14 protein-coding genes and 3 tRNA genes are annotated in these 17,955 nt (G+C 44.1%); 14 read left to right on the top strand and 3 right to left on the bottom strand.

Annotated elements, in window-relative coordinates; all coding sequences use genetic code 11:
• Positions 1–42: 42 nt before the first annotated feature.
• Positions 43–1,032: a glycine--tRNA ligase subunit alpha gene (gene glyQ, locus KDM92_RS14235; RefSeq protein WP_230408363.1), complete on the bottom strand. Its 990-nt coding sequence runs from the start codon at positions 1,030–1,032 to the stop codon at positions 43–45.
• Positions 1,033–1,308: 276 nt separating this feature from the next.
• Here glyQ and KDM92_RS14230 point away from each other — a divergent pair, with 276 nt between their 5' ends.
• The 7 genes from KDM92_RS14230 (at position 1,309) to arsC (ending at position 9,350) form a co-directional block, all read left to right on the top strand.
• Positions 1,309–2,163, top strand: a complete 855-nt coding sequence (locus KDM92_RS14230; RefSeq protein WP_212685118.1) for a c-type cytochrome — start codon at positions 1,309–1,311, stop codon at positions 2,161–2,163.
• Between the two features lie 205 nt (positions 2,164–2,368).
• Positions 2,369–2,722 carry a hypothetical protein gene (locus tag KDM92_RS14225; protein WP_212685117.1) on the top strand — a complete coding sequence of 118 codons (354 nt, stop codon included), beginning with the start codon at positions 2,369–2,371 and terminating at the stop codon, positions 2,720–2,722.
• Positions 2,723–2,832: 110 nt separating this feature from the next.
• Positions 2,833–3,603, top strand: coding sequence for a head GIN domain-containing protein (locus tag KDM92_RS14220; RefSeq protein WP_189347176.1), 771 nt, complete (start codon positions 2,833–2,835; stop codon positions 3,601–3,603).
• Positions 3,604–3,913: 310 nt separating this feature from the next.
• Complete coding sequence (locus KDM92_RS14215; RefSeq protein WP_212685116.1) at positions 3,914–4,531, top strand: 3'-5' exonuclease; 618 nt, start codon at positions 3,914–3,916, stop codon at positions 4,529–4,531.
• A gap of 86 nt (positions 4,532–4,617) precedes the next feature.
• A complete protein-coding gene (locus tag KDM92_RS14210) occupies positions 4,618–5,388 on the top strand; it encodes a hypothetical protein (protein ID WP_212685115.1) in 771 nt (256 codons plus the stop codon).
• 157 nt (positions 5,389–5,545) lie between these two features.
• A complete protein-coding gene (locus KDM92_RS14205) occupies positions 5,546–8,692 on the top strand; it encodes a S9 family peptidase (RefSeq protein ID WP_212685114.1) in 3,147 nt (1,048 codons plus the stop codon).
• Between the two features lie 238 nt (positions 8,693–8,930).
• Positions 8,931–9,350 carry an arsenate reductase (glutaredoxin) gene (gene arsC / locus KDM92_RS14200; protein ID WP_212685113.1) on the top strand — a complete coding sequence of 140 codons (420 nt, stop codon included), beginning with the start codon at positions 8,931–8,933 and terminating at the stop codon, positions 9,348–9,350.
• Positions 9,351–9,470: 120 nt separating this feature from the next.
• Here arsC and KDM92_RS14195 read toward each other — a convergent pair whose 3' ends face one another.
• Positions 9,471–9,980: a YciI family protein gene (locus KDM92_RS14195; RefSeq protein ID WP_212685112.1), complete on the bottom strand. Its 510-nt coding sequence runs from the start codon at positions 9,978–9,980 to the stop codon at positions 9,471–9,473.
• Positions 9,981–10,341: 361 nt separating this feature from the next.
• On the opposite strand from KDM92_RS14195, the gene KDM92_RS14190 reads away from it, so the two are divergent.
• On the top strand, positions 10,342–11,169 hold the full coding sequence (locus KDM92_RS14190; protein ID WP_212685111.1) for a type 2 periplasmic-binding domain-containing protein: 828 nt from the start codon (positions 10,342–10,344) through the stop codon (positions 11,167–11,169).
• A 193-nt stretch (positions 11,170–11,362) separates the two neighbouring features.
• Positions 11,363–14,332 (top strand): S9 family peptidase, encoded by a 2,970-nt coding sequence (locus KDM92_RS14185; RefSeq protein ID WP_212685110.1) that lies wholly within the window; start codon positions 11,363–11,365, stop codon positions 14,330–14,332.
• A gap of 90 nt (positions 14,333–14,422) precedes the next feature.
• Here KDM92_RS14185 and KDM92_RS14180 read toward each other — a convergent pair whose 3' ends face one another.
• The gene (locus KDM92_RS14180; protein WP_212685109.1) at positions 14,423–16,306 is read right to left on the bottom strand and encodes a DUF885 domain-containing protein; all 1,884 of its coding nucleotides are present in this window, start codon (positions 16,304–16,306) and stop codon (positions 14,423–14,425) included.
• A gap of 235 nt (positions 16,307–16,541) precedes the next feature.
• Here KDM92_RS14180 and KDM92_RS14175 point away from each other — a divergent pair, with 235 nt between their 5' ends.
• The 5 genes from KDM92_RS14175 to KDM92_RS14155 all read left to right on the top strand — a co-directional run.
• On the top strand, positions 16,542–17,288 hold the full coding sequence (locus KDM92_RS14175; RefSeq protein ID WP_189347184.1) for an MgtC/SapB family protein: 747 nt from the start codon (positions 16,542–16,544) through the stop codon (positions 17,286–17,288).
• A gap of 134 nt (positions 17,289–17,422) precedes the next feature.
• Positions 17,423–17,507: transfer RNA gene (locus KDM92_RS14170), tRNA-Tyr, on the top strand.
• Between the two features lie 44 nt (positions 17,508–17,551).
• Positions 17,552–17,625: transfer RNA gene (locus KDM92_RS14165), tRNA-Gly, on the top strand.
• Between the two features lie 41 nt (positions 17,626–17,666).
• Positions 17,667–17,741: transfer RNA gene (locus KDM92_RS14160), tRNA-Thr, on the top strand.
• A gap of 91 nt (positions 17,742–17,832) precedes the next feature.
• The coding region (locus KDM92_RS14155; protein WP_229827326.1) for a GTP-binding protein at positions 17,833–17,955 on the top strand (123 nt) is incomplete at its 3' end.

Raw genomic sequence — 17,955 nt, 5'->3', positions numbered from 1 at the left:
TTCAATCTCAATTCTGTACTTGTCTGTGGCTGAGCGAAGTGCTTAAGCTGCTGTCGCTGCTGCTTGTGCTGTAGCTTTCGCGAGTTGTGCTTCGATCGCGGCTACAACCTCACGTTTATGTTGGTCGTCTTCTGCGCACATAGGGAAGCCCAATTGATAGCGTGCAGACAAATATGCTGCCGCAACAGCACGTGATAAGTTACGAATACGGCCAATATAAGCAGCACGTTCGGTGACTGAGATTGCGCCGCGTGCGTCCAACAAGTTGAAGGTATGCGCTGCCTTCAAAATCATTTCGTATGCAGGCAAAGCCAAGGATTTTTCTGTGATGTCGAGCAGACGTTTTGCTTCTGCTTCGTAGTTGCTGAACAGAGAAAACAAGAAGTCGGTATTCGAATATTCAAAATTGAAAGTCGATTGCTCGACTTCGTTTTGGTGGAAAACGTCACCGTAAGATAAGCGTACGGTTTTGCCGTTCTCTTCGCGCTCCGTCCAAACCAAGTCATAGACATTTTCTACGCCTTGCAAATACATCGCCAAACGTTCGATACCGTAGGTGATTTCACCGAGAATCGGTTTGCAATCTAAACCGCCCACTTGCTGGAAGTAAGTGAATTGCGTCACTTCCATCCCATTCAACCACACTTCCCAGCCCAAGCCCCATGCGCCCAAGGTTGGGTTTTCCCAGTCATCCTCGACGAAACGAATATCATTTTGTTGTAGATCGAGACCTAAGGCTTTCAAAGAACCCAAATACAAGTCCAAAATATTTTCTGGTGCTGGTTTTAACACTACCTGATATTGATAGTAATGTTGAAGGCGATTTGGGTTTTCACCATAGCGGCCATCTTTTGGACGGCGTGACGGTTGCACGTAGGCAGCGCGCCAAGGCTCAGGGCCAATCGCACGTAAGAAGGTTCCGGTATGTGACGTACCCGCGCCTACTTCCATATCGATCGGTTGCAACAGTGCGCAGCCTTGTTTGTCCCAATAATCTTGTAAGGTCAAAATAATTTGTTGAAATGTGAGCATAGCTCTTCTGCCTTTGTGCTGGATTGTTGCTCTATATCATGTGTCTCGAGAAGCAAGCTGAATGACATGAGCAAGGAATTTATAAACCTTTGATTTTAACCTTTTTTCGCTCTTATTCGTCAGCTATCACTGAGCTTTTCGCTCTAAAAGCATGCTTTTAGTGGATCCAGATCGCATCTAGGTTGAGGATGCAGAAAATTTTCTGTGTTCGCCTATACTTTTGCTATTTTGTGAATTATTTATTCCCTCAGTTTTACCCTTGTCTTGGAGTTTGTTATGCGCGCTTACGCTGTTTCTTATACTTTGCGGTTCGCTTACCTCGTGTTATTGGCTGCCATTAGTTTTTCTACTTGGGGCCAAGAACCTCAATTAGAAGTAAGTGATGGTGCCTCAGTAAAACAATGGAGTCGTAGCGCTTTATTGGCGGAATCGCTTCCCATTCAAATCGACAAAGATTCTGCTTATAAGCGCAGCATGACTTACCGCGCGGTTCCTTTCGCGAAGTTGATGCCGACGTTGATGACAAAAGCGGCTGCAAATACTTCAGTGCAGTTTGTTGCTTCCGACGGATTTGTTGCCAATATCGCAGCTGCCGATTTAGTTGGCAAAGGACAGCCATATCTGGCGATTGAGACAGATCAACAGCCATGGCCAGCGATCGACCCAAATAATCCAGCAAAAACTGCGAGCGCAGGGCCGTTTTATTTGGTCTGGCTGAATCCAGAAGCAGGCAAGATTAGTAATGAGCAATGGCCTTATCAAGTGGTAAAGATTCGTGTGGAACTGCCTTTGCAGCAAAGATTTCCGCAAATAATTCCTTCACCAAAATTGTTGAAAAATTATCAGCAAGCTATGCAGGGTATGCAAATTTATGTTAAAAATTGTGCGGTCTGCCATAGTATGAATGGCGGAGGAGATGCCGCGATCGGTCCTGATTTAAACCAGCCATTTAGTCCTACCGAGTATTTTCACGAAGCGTATTTGCGTAAGTTGATTCGCAACCCAGCAGCTGTGCGTAGCTGGAAACAAGCACTGATGCCAGGATTTGATCATCAGTCGATATCCGAATCGGATTTAGATGCTTTATTAGTCTATTTCAAGCACATGGCTGCACTCCGTCGCTTGAAATGAACGTATTTGCGAGATGAATTCGAGTCAAATGACACTTTGTTCCTCGGTTTTTGCATTCTGTCGCAATTCACTAGCAGCGCAGTGCGGCGATCCCTACAATGCAGTCATCGGATCAGCAATTACGAGTTAGCCACAGGTAGTTATTCATTGATGACCGATTGAGAGAACGAAGCAGTTTTTGCTTAAATACATAAGGGGAATAAAAATGAAAACGAATCACCGCAACATTCTTATCGCTATCGCCATTATTGTGGGTTTGCTGTTCTTGACCTATCTGTCGATTGACACATCACATATCGTTATTGATGGCGAAGAGATCGGCGATATTGGTGGCTTTACTGGATTCTTAATTGCCTGCGTGGTTGGTTTTGGCGCTTTGTTCTTCGCCTTAAGTATTACCGGTTTGGTGCTGGCGATGGTGGCCTTAGTCTTGGTTGTGGTCTTGGGTGCCGTACTCGGTTCATTCGCGATTGCTTTGCTTCCACTGATGATCCCGTTCTTAATTTTGTATGGCTTATTTGTACTGATTTCTCGTAGTTCACGCAAAAAAGCAGCCTAAGCTTTTTTGAAATGCACCGATAGAAGTGATCTGACTTACAGAAGCGAGCACCAAAATTAAGTGTAAAACCGAGTTCAGTTTTAACCACATAGAAGCAAAAGAGGTAAATCATGTCGACACTAAAAACTTTCACAATGCGTCGCCGCTTATTGGCAACAGCATTCATTGCCACCGCATTTGCCGCAACCCCAGCCTCTGCTAGCTGGGGTAACTGGTGGGGAAAATCGGTTGAGGGTTCCGGTAAAGTCGTTAAGCAAGAGCGGAATGTGCAGGATTTTCGTGCGATACAGATTTCTGTACCTGGCAAGGTTGAACTCAAACAGGGCAATCATGAGGCGGTATCGATTGAAACCGATGACAATATTCAAGCTATGCTAGAAGTCGTAGTCGAAGGCAATACCTTAAAGATACGCTCAAAAGAGAAGAATCAATACCCAAAAACACGCAACCTGTCGATCGTCGTGCATTTTAAGAATTTAGATGATTTTGCCTTAGAGAGTTCTGGTAGTGTGAAGAGCGATAAAATCATCGGCACCGATTTAAAACTGCGGATTGGTGGTTCTGGCGAGATGGATGTGAATGAGTTAAAGGCAGAGACCTTAAAAGTCAGTATCGGCGGCAGTGGTAACTTCAGCGCTCGTGGTGTTGTGCCACAAATCGCAGGAACTATCGGTGGCTCAGGTGAATTGAATATGGCTAAGCTAGCTGCCAAAGATGTCAGAATTAGTATTGGCGGTTCTGGCTCAGTACAGACTTGGGTCAGTGACAATTTAAATGTGCGTATTGGTGGCTCTGGTACCGTGAACTATTACGGTGATCCGCAAGTCAGTAAATCGATCGGTGGTTCTGGCAGCGTGAATCGTAAGGGTGCGCAACCATAAAGATTATTCAAACGTATTCAACCGAAGTAAAACAAAAAGGCGACCACTGGTCGCCTTTTTGTTCTTATATGCTTAAGATTTTTTCGGCAAACCTATTTGTGCGAACACAGCCAATATGGGTAAGAATTTTGTATGGAACACGATTCCTAGCCCGCATTGTTGTGATTTGGCAGTCAATAGCAAAAAGTAGTTGTCACATGAATCTTTATGGCATCATAAGTCGCTACGATTCGATTGCTTTATTTTGTTGTTAATTTTTAAAGTGAATCGAGTTAATTTTATTCTTCCTTAATTAAATAAAAATGTATTAATGAATCAATTCGTTTCTCCTCCGACGGAACCAGTTCCCACTCTGCCAGATTATCCAGGCATAGCCTTAAACCAAATTATTTTGGTGCAAAATCAAACACAATTAGATTTAGCACGCACCAACTTACTCTCGCATTTATGCTTAGGCTATGACACTGAATCAAAGCCAGTATTCACCGCCGGAAAAGAATCTGATGGACCGCATCTGATTCAACTAGCGACTGAAGAGCTTGCCTTTCTTTTCCCTCTGGTATCGTCAGAGCAGATCAGCTTTAGTCGTGAATTATTGCGAGAAGTATTTGAATCCGATCAGATTAAAAAAGTCGGATTTGGTTTATCCGATGATAATCAAATGTTATCGCGCAAGCTTGGAATTCGTATTGCGAATGTGCTCGATTTATCCCGTAGCTTAAGTGATAGCCGTAAAAAGCAAATGGGTGCAAAGCGCGCTGTTGAAAAATACTTTGGACAGGTTTTGCAAAAATCAAAACGCGTATCGACTTCGAATTGGGCGGCCGAGCGATTGACGGATAAGCAACTAAAATATGCGGCGGATGATGCGCAGTCGGCCTTGTTGGTCTACTTGCTTGCTACTGCACAAATTTCATTAAAACCCTAATACCGAAGAGTTTGGTTTGACGCGACTGAACTCATTGGTCTTTTCTTAGTCATACCCTCCTAGCAACATCCTTACAGGACGTATTCATGTCTAGTTTTTATAAATTTTTATCATGTATTTTTGTTGCCGTAATTTGTGTGAGCACCCATGCTAACGCAGATGGTTTATCGGATTTGAAAGCAGCTTTAGTGCGATTGCAAGGGCAGACGCCGGTGAAAGCCTTAGTCGAAGCGAAAACCTGGAATCGACAAGGCGAAGGTAAAGATCAAGAAGAAACCCAGGGTTTGGCGAGTGTCAGCATTGAAGAAAGTTCGCGCGGACTACAAGTCTTATATAGCAAGGATATGTTGTTAAAACTAGAGTCCGAAGAACGCCAACGAGAAAAAGATAAAAAAGCGAAAACACCGACATTATCAGCTTTGAGCGAGGTCAACTCTTCAGCATTGCGACCTATGATTTCGGCCGCAAGTAGTTTAAGTCGAAGCTTAGAAAAAGCGAATTTTAAGAGTGAAAAAGCGGATAGCTTTAATGGCAAACCTGCCCGCTTGTTAAATTTTGAAATGTCGATCGATAAGCTGAACGAACGTGAGCGTAAGTACATGAAAAAATTTGATGGTCAGATTGACGTTTGGATTGCTGCCGATGGTACGCCTTTGGCTAGCCGATTAACGCAGACGGTATCTGGTCGCGCTTATGTCGTGATTAGTTTTGAAATGAAAAATGAAGAAGAATGGCTTTACGGAACAGTTGGAGATCGTCTAGTTGCTCTAAAAAAAGAAAGTAAAAATAGTGGTGTAGGTATGGGTGAAAAAGGGGAAGGGAAAGTAGTTAAAACTCTGCAAATACAAGCTCTGTAATTCGCAGGGGAAGTTCTTGATTCGTTCAGCTCTCGCTCAATCGTTGATCACATCTTCCCTTAAATAATCAAAGAAATAAGTAGTAAGTATTGAGAAAAAACAAGCAGCAAATAATGAATCATTGGTTCGATAATTAAGCCAACATAAAGGAAAGAAGATGCAACTAAAAAATCTAATAAAACAATCGAATGCTATCTTTAATACGTTCGTGCGCCCAGTTAGTGCCCTCGTTTTGGTTCTGGGTTTGCAAGCGATCAGCGTGCCACAAACAGCGATTGCGCAGTCCACTACAGCAAATGCGGAAGCAAATGCTGCGAATCAGACGCAGGCAGGAAAAAAACTCATTACGCATGATGTTTACGCTAATTGGCGCAGTATTCAAAACGCGGTGTTGAGTCGTGATGGACAGTGGGCAGCGTATGCATTAGTTGGGCAAGAATCCGATGGCGAAATCGTCATCAAAAACGTACGTGACGCTAAAGAGTGGCGAGCACCACGTGGCAACAATCCGGTATTTAGTTACGACGGCAAATTCGTTGCGTTCTCGGTGTTGCCAACGCGTGCTGACCTTGAAAAAGCAAAGAAAGCGAAAGTAAAACCAGAAGACGCACCGAAAGCGAGCCTTGGTGTGATGGACTTATCAACCGGCGTAATTGAATACGTTGAACGTGTAAAACGCTTCAGCTTTCCAGAAGAAGGAACAAGCTTGTTGGCAGTTTTGTTAGAGCCTGTGAAAGAGCTGAAGAAAGAACTGAAAAAAGAAGAGGCTGTAAAAGCAGATAGCTTAAGTGATGACGATGCTAATGTGATGCAAGACACAAGCGAGAATTCACAAGAGCAGTATGATCAGCAAGCAATGATGGCTACGGCTGGAGCAGTAGCGAAAAAGAAAGAACCGGGTACAGAATTAATCATTTGGGATTTAGCACAAAAGCAGAAAACTTCTATCTCAGATGTCGCTGATATAACTTGGAATAAAGCGGGCACTTTGTTGGCCTATTCGGTTTCATTGAAAGATGTCGCTAAGGACGCTGCAAAAGAGCCAATCAAGGAAGTGGCTAAAGATCAATCTGCAGAAGCGGCAAAGTCTGACAATAACGCTGCACAAGATAAAGTGAAAGCCGTTTCTCAAGCAGAAGGTGTCTACCTGTGGTCCGCTGATACCAAGCTAGCTAAGCCAATACTTACTGGCGCCGGTAGCTACAAATACTTACGATTTGACGATGCTGGTCAACAATTTGCAGTGTTAAGTAATCGTGATGAGTTGGCTAAGAAAGCAAAGGATACGCAAGTGTATTCTCTGTTTTATTGGCGCGCTGATGCGCCGCAAGCGAAGTTGCTCGTCAACGCAGAATCGAATGGGATGACTAAAGGTTGGGCGCCAAGTGAGTATGCCGATCTTAGTTTTAGTAAAGATGGTCAACGTTTGTTTTTGAGTACAGCGGAATTGCCTGTTACGCCACCAAAGAATGCCGCCGAGCCAGTGAAGGTTGATCTTTGGCATTGGAAAGACCCCGAGTTACAGTCTATGCAAAAAGCTAATGCTGAGCGCGACAAGCAACGCTCTTATCGTGCGGTCGTACATTTAGCTGAAGGTAAGTTTGTGCAATTGGCAAATAAGCTGATTCCCCAGATTATGTTGAATGACAATGCCCAATTTGCGATGGGAATTAGCACGCTGCCTTATCGTCATTTGATGTCATGGGACAGTTTGTATTACGACGCTTATGCGGTTGATCTGCAAAATGGGCAAGCGAAAATGCTGGTAGAAAAATCGCGCTTTATGCCACAGTTTTCCCCAGCTGGTAAATATGTTGTCTACTTCGATGCCGATAAAAATGTGTGGTGGTCTCATGCAACGACTGACGGCAAGAAAACAAATTTAACAGGGCATATCAAGACACGTTTTGAAGATCAGCAACGTGACACGCCAGAACCAAAAAATGCGTTTGGTGTAGCAGGTTGGACCAACGATGATGCCAGCGTAGTACTCTATGATCAATTCGATTTATGGGAAGTGAATTTGCAATCTAAAGCGGCACGTAACTTGACTGCTGGTTTCGGTCGAAAAAATCAATTAGAACTGCGTTATGTACATTTGAGTGATGTACGTCAAAGTCCGCAAACAAAAGCTTTACCTGCGGACAAACCGTGGATTTTATCGGCGACGCATGATGTGAATCAATCGACTGGTTACTACACCATTCAGCCTACCGCGAATCAGCCGCTTGAACCCAAGCGTTTGATTCATGGAGACAAGTTGTATTCTGGTTTAATGAAAGCAAAGGATAGCGACACGATTTTATTTACACAGCAAACGTTTACCGAATTTCCTGATTTGTGGAGTGCGGATTTGAGTTTTGCTAAACCGCAGAAAATTAGCCATGCGAATCCTCAGCAAGCCCAATATAACTGGGGTACGCAAGAGATGATTGATTACACCAGCGCTGATGGGAAAAAACTCAAAGCTTTGCTCGCTAAGCCTGAGGACTTTGATCCGAAGAAAAAGTATCCGATGATGGTGTATATCTACGAAAAGATGACAGACAATATGCATCGTTTCGTCTCACCAGCGCCAGCGCAAAATATCAACGTCACACGTTATGTTAGCAACGGATATGTTGTGTTGCGTCCGGATATTGTTTACAAAACTGGTTACCCAGGTAAGAGTGCACTAGATACCGTAGTACCTGCGGTGCAGCAAGTGATTGCTAAGGGTTATGTTGATCCAAAACGTGTCGGTATTCAAGGACATAGTTGGGGCGCTTACCAAATCAGCTACATGATTACGCGTACGAATATTTTCCGCGCAGCTGAAGCTGGCGCCTCGATGGCGAATATGGTGAGTGGCTATGGCGGTATTCGTTGGGGTGCCGGAATTAGCCGTGCTTTTCAATATGAAAAGCAACAAAGCCGTATTGGTGGAACGCCTTGGGATAGTACCGCGAAGTACGTAGAAAACTCACCGATTTTTGCGATCGATAAAGTACAGACACCATTTTTGACAGTGCATAACGATGATGATGACGCTGTACCTTGGTACCAAGCAATTGAGTTTTTTACTGCGATGCGTCGCCTGAATAAGGAAGCCTACTGGTTTAACTACAACGGTGAAAAACATGGTTTGCGTGACCGCGACAACATTAAGCATTTCACTGTTCACATGAGTGAATTCTTCGATCATTATTTGCTGAATAAACCGCGCCCAGAATGGATGGATAAACCAGTGCCATATTTGGAAAAAGGTAAGCGTGATGTGATGGGACAATTTGTTCCAGTTAAAGCAGCAGACGTGAAGAATTAGAAAGATTAACTAAGTAGTTTCTTTTTTGCTTGTAACAAAAGGGCGATTCAATATCGCCCTTTTGCATTTGTTCGCAGTGGTCAGTTCTTAGCTCGCTTTATAATACTGCTTTAGCAGATAAGTGCTGGCGAAAATTCATTCGAACAAGCTGAGCTAGCAGCTAGAAGTTGAAATTGAAAGTTTCAAGATACAGCTTCAATATCAAGTTTAAAAAATCTTCAAGGAATAAAGAAAATATATGACGATCACGATTTATCACAATCCTCGATGCGGTACTTCTCGTAATACGCTCGCTCTCATCCGTAATAGCGGTGATGAACCTGTTGTGATTGAGTATTTAAAGCAAGTTCCGAGTAAACAAGAGCTTCAACAAATCTTAGCGGCAATGTCGTTTTCAGCCCGCCAGTTGATGCGAGAAAAAGAAAGTGTGTATCAAGAGCTGGGTCTGGCAGATGACAAATGGAGTGAAGACGCGCTCGTCGACGTGATGCTTGCGAATCCTATTTTAATTAATCGACCGATTGTCGTTACCCCTTTGGGAACGAAGTTGTGTCGTCCATCTGAATTGGTATTAGAAATTCTTCCTTCTGCTCAGCGCGGTGAGTTTCGTAAGGAAGATGGAGAGTTAGTGATCGGCGCCGACGGTAAGCGGGTCTAAATACTAAATACAGATTAAAAAATAGTGGCATTCAATTTGCTACGAATCGCATTTTGAATGCCACGATGTTTTGAAACATATTTGTTCTTTACTTTGTGCAGGCCTTAGTTTTGGTAAGCCTCATTTACTCAAGGTTTCATGAATACGGCCGACCTCCATCATCGCGGCAGAGCCATACCATTTATGGTACTCAGCAATCATTTCTCCCTTAATAATCACCGGATCTGTGGCGGTTAATTGTTTGGCTTCTTCTATATCCTTCACTGCGAAAATAAATAAACCTCGCCATCCGTCGGCACCATCGAAGGGGCCAGCAACTGCTAACTTTCCTTCTGCGGCGAGTCGTTTCATATTGGCAAAGTGTCCTGCGAACATTTCATCTCTTTCTTTACCTGCGGCTATTTTATTGGGGCCAGTTTTCAAAACGACTAGCACGTAATTGCGCATGCCACGTTGATCTGCACCTAGACGTTCTGCCGTTGCCGCATCGTATTTGGGATTGTTCACAAGGCTGGGGCTCTGTGCTTGTGCTACTGCGCCTATTGAGATGGAAAAAATTGTCGTGATGCTCAAGATACAATTTCGTACGCGACTCAGTACGCAGCTTAGTAAGCGAATATTTGATCGCATAATGCACTCCTGTGGGTTGGGTGGTTAGACATTGTGGAGCTGTAGCCTACTTCTATAGTAATGGAATCTGCTAAAAATTGTATTGTCTTATTCAGTTTTTAATTTGGTAAAAGTGTCGTGAAAGTCCTACATCGCCTGAGACTTAACAATTTTTTGAGGTTCATTGTTGATAGATGATAGGAATGCGCATGGTTTCCATGCACAATGATTGAACTATGTAGGTATTTCTGATCGATTAAAAGATTAGAAGAAGCAGGGTATTGGCTATTTAGGTGCTGACGCTTATTTGATGCTCATTTCCTTTTATTGAAATGGAAGAAAATTGCTAGTTCGTTTGTACATTTCGAAGTTTGCTATTGTTATGCACGACATTCGTCTTTACTTTCGCGTTTTGATTCTGTTGATTGCGTTGGCAATCACATATCCCGTTTTTGCTGAATGTTCTCGAACGGTTCAAGTTCCCGTCTCCGTCACTGGTTTGAGTGTGATTGTAAAAGGTAATCGCTACACCGGGATTACGCCTGATTTTCTCAGTTTGCTAGAGGCGAAGTCCAACTGTCGATTTGCTTATTATCAAGTGCCAAAAAATCGCCAAGAATTTTTATTTGAAAGCGGTAAAGCCGATCTGTTAATTACCACCGTAAAAACAGATAAGCGCGACAAAGTAGGCTACTTTGTTCCTTTGATTCAAATTCGAGCGACTGTGATTTCGATGCAGTCTGCGGGATCGCCAATTCTAAGTTTGTCCGATTTACTATCGCGAGAACAGCTCCGCTTGGTTGCGGTACGTGGATTTGACTATGGAGTTGGATATCAAGAAATTTTGAAAGAGATGGCGAAGCGTAAGCGATTAATCATTGAGCCTGATGCTGTGTCAGTAGCGCGTAGCATGCAAAAAAATGGTAATTACGTGACGATTATGACGCCGACTTTGTTTTCTGGCTTCGTTCGTACCGAAAAAATACTGCACGATTTGGAAGGTAAGGTGCGTTACGACAAGTTAGACGAATTACCTTGGACTGATAGCGGAATTTACATTTCAAAATCTGCTTTGCCGCCGAATGATCAAATCTATTTAAAAGCGCAGATGGACAAGCTCGCCGCAACGGATGTGGTTTGGAAATCGTATGTGAATGTTTATCCATCCGACGTTGTTAAGCTCGGTTTGCGGCGTCATTCTGGCGCTTAGCATTTGCAGTGCGGAAACTCCTTTCCTCAATATCTACGCATTTGAACTTACTATTTGCGTGTCCGCGACTCAGACCGAAATTGTCCTCAATTATTCATACCGCACACACCTCGATTCACTGGAACTAAGTTAAGATACCGCGGTCAATATTGATTCCTGATCTTTCCCCCCCTTTTTTTCTTTGGAGTGTGTAATGCGCCCAGTTTATCCCGCTGTCACCTTAGGTTTTCTTTTGGCGAGTGCCGAAGTTTTAGCTCAATCTGCAGCTACCGTAGATAAAAATATTCCCGCTACAGCTCCCGCAAATGCGGCTCAGAAAGTCGAAGCTAAATCGGCTGCTAAAGCCCCCGTGGCTGCGACACCACGCCCTATCGAGATCGCCGATATGGCTGCTTTCAAAGGAATTAGTGCTGCTGTGCTATCGGCAAACGGACAGTGGGCTGCGTGGCGTTTGAGCGAAGCGGAGGGCGATGCCACTGTCGTTGTCAAATCCTTGTTGGGCAAAGAGGAATATAGTTTTCCTGCAGGGCAGGGTGCAGGAAGTATTGAATTTTCTGAAGATGGTTTGTGGGCGGCATTTACATCGCACATGAGTAAGAAAGAACAAGATGCCGCGAAGAAAGCCAAGAAGCCTGTGCAAGCGAAAGTCACACTCGTTGATTTGAAAACGGGTAAATCTAGCGTTGTTGAAAAAGTGCGTAAATTTGCATTTGCAAATGAGCGTGGTGGTTGGATTGCAATGCATAAGGCGATGGCAGATGGCGCGACACCTGCACCAGCGATGCCTACAGTCCCAGGAGCTCCTGCACCAACGCGCGCCAAAGGTTCAGACTTGCTGTTAAAAAACCTGAAGACTGGAGCTTTGCTGAACCTTGGCAATGTTGCTGAATTTGAGTTTGATTTCCAAGGGCGCTATTTGGCTTACATCGTTGACGCGAATGACAAAGCGGGTAATGGCGTGGTAGTCCACAACTTGGATAGTGGTGCTAGTCAGGTGTTGGATGATGGTGATGCAGTTTATGAAAAACTGCTGTGGAACGATAAGGGAACTGGTTTTACCGTGCTCAAGGGCATAGAAGATAAAGCCTATGTTGACAAGTTATGGAACGCGATTGGTTTTCGGATTGATACCAACAACAGTTTTGTGAAGACTATAGTTGATCCTCTCAAACTGAAAGATTTTCCGCAGGACATGACAATATCTGGTGACGCACAACCACGTTGGAGCAGAGATTTCGCTTGGATTTCGTTTGGAATTAAAGAAGCGAAAAAGAAACCGAAGGATGAGAAAAAAGAAGCAGATTCAGATGAAAAAGTGAATTTGGTTCTTTGGCATCACCAAGATAAACGCTTACCAACGCAACAAAAGGTGCAGCAAGATTTTGATAAGAAGCGATCTTCAGCGGCGATTTATCGTATAGCAGAAGCCAAATTTATTCGACTCGGTGATGAAAAATTGACTTCGGTAGCGATGCCTCAGTTTGGCGATTGGGCGCTGGCACAGGATGACAGTGAGTATCAGCGTCAAGCTAGTATGGATGGTCGACGTTTCAGTGATGTGTACGCGCTTAGTTTGAAAACAGGAGAGCGCCGATTACTGAATAAACAAGCGAGTTGGACGTTTGGTCTAGCGCATGATGGCCGTCATTATTTGCACTATGAAGATGGAAATTTCTTCAGCATAGAAATGGCTACAGGCAAACGTCATAATTTGACCGCTGGTTTAAACACAACTTTTATCAATGTCGAGGACGACCATAATTTGGTGAAACCACCAGTCACGCCATTTGGCTGGAGTTCCGACAGTCGTTTTGTTCTGTTAAGCGATGGTTGGGACATTTGGAAAATGCCAGTAGACGGTGGTAAGGCGACCCAAGTGACGCAAGATGGCAAGCGCGATCAAGTGCGTTATCAGCGACGTTTGGTGCTCGATCCCAATGAAAAAGGGATTGATTTAAGTAAGCCTCAGTACTTTAATGCCTATGGCGAATGGACTAAGAAAGCAGGCTTTTTGCGTCTAGATCCAAACGGTAATGTGAAACGTTTGGCGTATGCTGATGCTGCTTATCGTCGTTTAATTAAGGCAGAGAAAAGTGACACTTTCTTGTTGTCGAAAGAGACTGCGATTACGCCGCCAGATCTGTACGTGAGCGATGCGCAACTTTCAAATATGCGTAAGCTCACCGATTTGCAAGAGCAAGAGAAAAATTACACCATGGGCAGTGGTTCGATCTTAGTCGATTACATTGGTACTGATGGCAAAAAACTCCAAGGCGCTTTGTTTTTACCTGCCAATTATCAAGCAGGAAAATCCTATCCAACGGTGGTCTATATCTATGAAAAATTAAGTCAGGGTTTAAACAGCTATACGCCCCCAATGGTTGGCGGTGGTGGTTTTAATCGCGCGTATTACACCAGCCACGGCTATGCGGTTTTTAATCCTGATATTACATATCGTTTAAACGATCCAGGTGTGAGTGCGAAAGAAAGTGTGCTGCCGGCTTTGCAAGCGGCAATTGCGACTGGGGTGGTCGATTTTAAGCGTGTTGGTTTACAAGGACATAGTTGGGGTGGATATCAAACTGCATTTTTGATCACGCAAACCGATGTATTTAAGGCTGCGTCTGCTGGCGCTGCATTGACCAATATGATTAGTATGTACAGTTTGGTTTACAAAAATTCTGGAAGTACCAATCAAGCGATTTTTGAAAGTAGCCAAGGTCGCTTCCTCGGTAATTACAATGATCACTGGGATGCTTATGTGCGAAATAGTCCAGTGTTCTTTGCGAAAAACGTCAAGACACCTTTATTGATGTTGCAAAATGATGTCGACGGCGCGGTCGATTACACGCAAGGCGTCGAGTATTTCAATACCTTGCGTCGTGCCGGTAAAGATGTTGTGATGTTGGAGTATCCAGGTGAAAACCATGGCTTAGTGAAGAAGCCAAATCAAAAAGACTATATGCAACGCATGAAAGAGTTTTTTGATTTCCACCTGAAAGATAAGCCTGCACCAGAGTGGTTAAATAAAGGCGTTGCGTGGCTAAAAATGGAAGATCATTTGAAGGAGCGCGCTGCTTTAGTTCGACCAGCAGATGTAAAAGCTGAAGCGAAAGCGGATGATAAAAAGAATGCAGATGGGAAGCCAGCGGCAGGAAATTGATGTGGGAACTTGCGCTTGCAAATGAATGTGTTTGCAAGCGCATCAATAAAAAACCTCGAATCTATTTCGAGGTTTTTTGTTTTATGCATTTTACTTCTTGTCTTGTTTTAGCTTGTTTGCCCAAGCCAGCATTTCACTTTCTAAGATGGATAAAGGCACCGAGCCTAGGCTCAATAGCTTATCGTGAAACGCTTTGATATCAAACTTTTCGCCGAGTATGGTGTTTATTTTTTGCCGTACTTCGCGAATTTTAATTTCGCCTAATTTGTAGGCTAATGCTTGTCCTGGCCATGAAATGTAGCGATCAATTTCTGTAGTGATTTCATGTTCTGAAAGTGCTGTATTGTCACGCATGAATTGTAGTGCTTGATCACGCGTCCAACCCTTTGCATGCATGCCAGTATCGACCACCAGACGCGAAGCACGCCACATTTCGTAAACTAAACGACCGAAGTGATGGTAGGGTGTTTCATAGAATCCCATCTCGACGCCCAGATGCTCAGCATACAGTGCCCAGCCCTCACCGAATGCGGAAATATAGGCATTGCGTCTAAATTCTGGTTGTTCTGCTTGCTCACCCGCTAAGGCGATTTGTAAGTGGTGCCCTGGTACTGCTTCATGCAAAGTTAAGGCAGGCAATGCCCACATTGGACGCTGATTGAGTAATGAGGTATTGACCCAGTAATTTGACGGACGTTTCGGATCACCGCTACCTGCATAACGACCTGCGGTATAAGTTGGTGCGATGTCGGCTGGAACTGCTTGAATTCCATAAGGCTTACGTGGTAATTGCCCAAAATAGCGGATCAACATTCCATCTGCCTTTTTTGCCCAATATGACGCCTCCGCTAATAATTCATGGGGCGTCTTTGCATAGAATTGCGGATCAGTGCGTAGAAAGTGCAGGAAGGCTTTGAAGTCGCCATTGAACTTCAATTCAGCGATAATTTTTTCCATATCGCTGCGTATGCGCGCAACTTCTGCAAGCCCAACGTTATGGATTTCTTCGGGTGTATTTTCTAAAGTGGTGTATTCAAAAATCTGTGCTTGATAGAAAGCTTTGCCATTTGGAAGATCATAGGCCGCAATTGATTTTCTTGCTTTCGGCATGTATTCGTTGCGTATGAATTCATATAAATTTTGATACGCAGGAATTACCTTGTCAGCGATAACGCTTCTTGCCTTCTTCTGTAATTCCGTTTGTTGTGCGGCTGATATCGATGCAGGAAGCTGGGTAAATGCTTTAAAAAATACGCTGTTATCAACGCTGGTCGTTAAGTGTTTTTGAATGCTAGCATCACGTCCAGTTAACACTACTTGAGGCATCGTCATTCCTCGTTCCATTCCAAGCTTCATCAAAGCAATTTTTTGTGAGAAAGTATGTGGAATGCTCGCCATTTGTTTAATAAACCGCTCACAACTTTTTACACTAACGCAGCGCGTTGATTCCGCTGCGCCTGCGGTGCTAGCCCAAAACTGGCTATCCGAATTGAAGGTCAGTAGATGCGCGTTGAGTGTCGTTGAATTGATGCGATTAGTGAGTTGGTCGGCAAATATTTTGTAGTTGATGCGCGACTCACTCGAAAGCAGTGCAGGATTAATTTTCTTTAGATCTTCCGATAAATTACGCCACATTTTTAGGCGGCGCTGTTCTGCCTCGTCGCTATAATCGGCTTGCGTGATCTCATCTTCATCATCCGCTGCACGACGACCAGGAAATTCCTTATTTCTGTACACAGTTTCTTTCTGATATAGCGTTTTAAAATTGAGTTCTGCCTTGGCTTGCTCAGATTGATTGGCGACGCCACTGACCTTAATCGTTTGTTCCGCAGCTTGTACGTTTGAAATGCCGCAGGTATTCCACATTCCTAGGCAAAAAATCAGGCTGATGGCAATGCTAATGTCTGTACGCTTATTCGTCGGCGTTGAGCTCTGCGAGATTTGAGAGGCAATAGAATTTCTGTGCTGATGCATAATTTCTCCGAAGTTGAGGTGAGGCAAGAAGTTCGAATAGATGAAGAGATGTTTAGATATACTAAGAATATACCGAAGTGCGCATGCAAGGTCTGATCGCTTAAAACTAAATTAGTTCATTGTTGTGGAAACGCGGAAAAATTTATATTCAAGAAACAAATGTGGGCGAGTATTAGACAGTATCTGACTCGCTTGCTACACTGAAATTCAATATAAATTATTTTCAATATTTTGAATGACAACACTAGCTTCTTACACCGCTAACTTCTGGTCGCATGCCGAGTTAGGTGCGAATACGATTATCTTTCTCAACTTGACTGGCGCTTTGTTGCTGGGATTTGTTGTCGGTTACGAACGATCCTATCATGGTAGGGCGGCTGGAATGCGTACCTACGGCTTGGTTTGTATGGCGTCTGCCGCGCTGGTCGTGATTGCGGGATACCCAGATTTCTGGTTTGGTGGCAGAGCCTTGTCACCGGTAGCTTTAGATCCATCGCGAACCATACAAGGCGTTGTTACAGGCATCGGTTTTCTAGGTGCTGGTGTGATCATGAAAGAGGGTTTTAGCATTAGTGGCTTGACTACAGCTGCTTCGCTTTGGGCTTCCTCTGCGATTGGTATCTTAGTTGGAGTTGGCTTTTACGCTGCGGCGATTTTGTTAGCTTTTTTGTCGGCCGCCTGCATGATTTGGGTTTTTAAATTGGAAGCATGGCTGCCAGCACGTCAGGCAATCTCCATCGTGATGCAATTTAAGGAAGGTTTTGTTGCGAGTGAGACTGCGATACGCCAATTAGCGATGGCGCGCGGCTACGAAGTGGCTGGAGGGACGATCATCATCTCGTCAAAAGATGGTCGAACTGAGTGGCGCTTTGTTGCAGTCGCTTTAAATCGAAAGCAAGCCACCTCAATTAGTGCCTTGTCGGAAGAAATGAATAAATTTGAGGGTTTAGTTTCTTACCAGTTGGCACACGCGAGGAATTAGCTAAGTGATTGAATCGTAAGTGTAAAAGAGAATTTCCCTGATTTTCGCTGGAAATTTTTATCTAAAAAGTGCTAGAGAGATTTAAAAATCTATTGACAGTTAAATCGAACATCTCCATAATTCGGGGTTCCCTGGGAGGGGTGGCCGAGTGGTTAAAGGCGACAGACTGTAAATCTGTTCTCTCTGAGTACGCTGGTTCGAATCCAGCCCCCTCCACCAGGCAGAATTTAGCGGCTGAGGTTATTGTCGGATCAGTTTCGTACGCGGGTGTAGCTCAATGGTAGAGCCGAAGCCTTCCAAGCTTAAGACGAGGGTTCGATTCCCTTCACCCGCTCCAAGTTTAAAGTTTTGTAGGTGCATGTGGTTTGTGCAAGTGCTGCCCTTGTAGCTCAGTGGTAGAGCACTCCCTTGGTAAGGGAGAGGCCACGTGTTCAATCCACGTCAAGGGCACCAGAGTAGTTTTAAATCATCGTCTTCGCATTGTTATTGTCAGGCGTGTGTCTGATAGCTTAAGAAGATCTCTCACAATCGTTAGGAGTCTAAAATGGCAAAAGGTAAGTTCGAACGCACCAAGCCGCACGTTAACGTCGGTACAATTGGTCACGTGGATCACGGTAAAACGACATTGACAGCAGCGATTGCGACAGTATTGTCTGCAAAATTCGGC

The organism is Affinundibacterium baiyunense (assembly GCF_018139645.1).
GTDB lineage: Bacteria > Pseudomonadota > Gammaproteobacteria > Burkholderiales > Burkholderiaceae_D > Undibacterium > Undibacterium baiyunense.
This window is presented reverse-complemented; position numbering and strand designations above follow the sequence as displayed.

Excerpts from the sequence above, each read along its gene's own strand:
- glyQ (WP_230408363.1), bottom strand. The coding sequence starts at position 1,032 with ATGCTCACATTTCAACAAATTATTTTGACCTTACAAGATTATTGGGAC.
- KDM92_RS14230 (WP_212685118.1), top strand. The coding sequence starts at position 1,309 with ATGCGCGCTTACGCTGTTTCTTATACTTTGCGGTTCGCTTACCTCGTG.
- KDM92_RS14225 (WP_212685117.1), top strand. The coding sequence starts at position 2,369 with ATGAAAACGAATCACCGCAACATTCTTATCGCTATCGCCATTATTGTG.
- KDM92_RS14220 (WP_189347176.1), top strand. The coding sequence starts at position 2,833 with ATGTCGACACTAAAAACTTTCACAATGCGTCGCCGCTTATTGGCAACA.
- KDM92_RS14215 (WP_212685116.1), top strand. The coding sequence starts at position 3,914 with ATGAATCAATTCGTTTCTCCTCCGACGGAACCAGTTCCCACTCTGCCA.
- KDM92_RS14210 (WP_212685115.1), top strand. The coding sequence starts at position 4,618 with ATGTCTAGTTTTTATAAATTTTTATCATGTATTTTTGTTGCCGTAATT.
- KDM92_RS14205 (WP_212685114.1), top strand. The coding sequence starts at position 5,546 with ATGCAACTAAAAAATCTAATAAAACAATCGAATGCTATCTTTAATACG.
- arsC (WP_212685113.1), top strand. The coding sequence starts at position 8,931 with ATGACGATCACGATTTATCACAATCCTCGATGCGGTACTTCTCGTAAT.
- KDM92_RS14195 (WP_212685112.1), bottom strand. The coding sequence starts at position 9,980 with ATGCGATCAAATATTCGCTTACTAAGCTGCGTACTGAGTCGCGTACGA.
- KDM92_RS14190 (WP_212685111.1), top strand. The coding sequence starts at position 10,342 with ATGCACGACATTCGTCTTTACTTTCGCGTTTTGATTCTGTTGATTGCG.
- KDM92_RS14185 (WP_212685110.1), top strand. The coding sequence starts at position 11,363 with ATGCGCCCAGTTTATCCCGCTGTCACCTTAGGTTTTCTTTTGGCGAGT.
- KDM92_RS14180 (WP_212685109.1), bottom strand. The coding sequence starts at position 16,306 with ATGCATCAGCACAGAAATTCTATTGCCTCTCAAATCTCGCAGAGCTCA.
- KDM92_RS14175 (WP_189347184.1), top strand. The coding sequence starts at position 16,542 with ATGACAACACTAGCTTCTTACACCGCTAACTTCTGGTCGCATGCCGAG.